General features: G+C 73.8%; 3 protein-coding genes. All 3 read right to left on the reverse strand.

Going from position 1 to position 1,335, the window contains the following annotated elements; all coding sequences use genetic code 11:
* On the reverse strand, positions 1–409 hold a 409-nt coding region (locus ABD194_RS21445), incomplete at its 3' end, for a DNA alkylation repair protein (RefSeq protein WP_343995317.1).
* A gap of 43 nt (positions 410–452) precedes the next feature.
* Positions 453–1,073, reverse strand: coding sequence for a class I SAM-dependent methyltransferase (locus ABD194_RS21450; RefSeq protein ID WP_343995320.1), 621 nt, complete (start codon positions 1,071–1,073; stop codon positions 453–455).
* An 18-nt stretch (positions 1,074–1,091) separates the two neighbouring features.
* Positions 1,092–1,335, reverse strand: a 244-nt coding sequence (locus ABD194_RS21455) for a DUF2277 domain-containing protein (RefSeq protein ID WP_343995322.1), incomplete at its 5' end; no start/stop codon positions are given.

Raw genomic sequence — 1,335 nt, forward strand, 5'->3', positions numbered from 1 at the left:
GCGCCAGGAGGGTGTCCCGGACGAGGTGGGTGGCGATGTCGTCGACGACGTCCCACCATGCACCGGTGCGGACCAGGCTCTCCCACAAGGGCATGGCGTCGCTGTCGACCCACGCGCGGTAGGGGCGGTGGCGCGCGAGGGCGATGGCGGCATACCACTGCTCTCGGTGCGTCGCGCCGTCCCAGAGGGCCCGGATGGTCGCCTCCCACTGCGCCCGCGACCGCATGCTCAGGGCGGGGTCGCGCAGCAGCGGGGTGAGGGTCGCCTTGAGTTGGGGAGAGGTGAGGCCGAAGTACGGCATGGCCGACTTCATGTAGCGCTGCTGCCCCGCCGCCCGCTCGGGGGCGGCGCGCCCGGACAGCGCCGCGGAGACCGCGGCGACGAGCTCGTGGTGTGCCCCTTCCGACATGGGTGCCAACGTAGCGGCGGGCGGTGACGGCGCGGGCGGCGGCTCAGACCTTGCGGGCGCGTCCGATGTAGACGAAGAGGAAGGGGCGCATGACCCTGGCCGTCGACGCGTACTCGCGGTCGACGGATTCGAGGACGAGGCCCGACTCGTCCACGAGCCGGTCGATCGGACGGGTGAGGTGGCAGCCGTCGAAGATCCTCTTCTGGACGGGCTCGAGGCGCCGCTGCCAGCGCCGCACCCCCTCGTCGGGGGCCAGGCCGTGCTCGAGGAAGTGCAAGTGGCCGCCGGGACGGAGCACGCGCCGCACCTCGGCGAGCGCCTGCGGGAGGTCGGGGATCGTGCAGAGGGTCAACGTCGACAGCACGGCGTCGGCGCTCTCGTCGTCGAGGCTCAAGGCCTGCCCGTCGAGGCCGCCCCGGACGATCGGGACGGGACTACGCGCCCGACGGGGGGCGCCGAGCTCCCACGCGACGTCGGAGGGTTCCACGCCGATCACCCGGGTGACCTCGGGCGGGTAGAGGTCGAGGTTGGGGCCGCTGCCGAAGCCGAGCTCGACCACCTCGCCGCGCAGTCCCGCGCAGACTCGCGCGCGCAGCGCACGGACCATCTCACTCTCGCCGGCCGCGACGAGCCGCGGCGTGACCTGCTCGGTCCAGAGGCCCACCGTGCGCGCCCACCCGGCTCAGGCCGGGGTGCCGAAGCGGATCGCGTTGCGATCCCGGGCCCGCTGGCGCTCGACGTCGCGGTCCTTCGGCGGTGCGCTCGTCGTCAGGTGCTCGAGCAGGTGCTGCGTCGCGTGGGCGATCGCCTCGACCGCCTCGTCGAACGCGGCCTGGTTGGCGTGGCTGGGCTTCGTGCTGCCGCTGACCTTGCGGACGTACTGCAGGGCGGCGGCGCGGACCTCGTCGCTCGTGGCAGGCGGCTCG

The sequence above is a fragment of the Terrabacter terrae genome, from assembly GCF_039529575.1.
GTDB classification, from domain to species: Bacteria; Actinomycetota; Actinomycetes; order Actinomycetales; family Dermatophilaceae; genus Terrabacter; species Terrabacter terrae.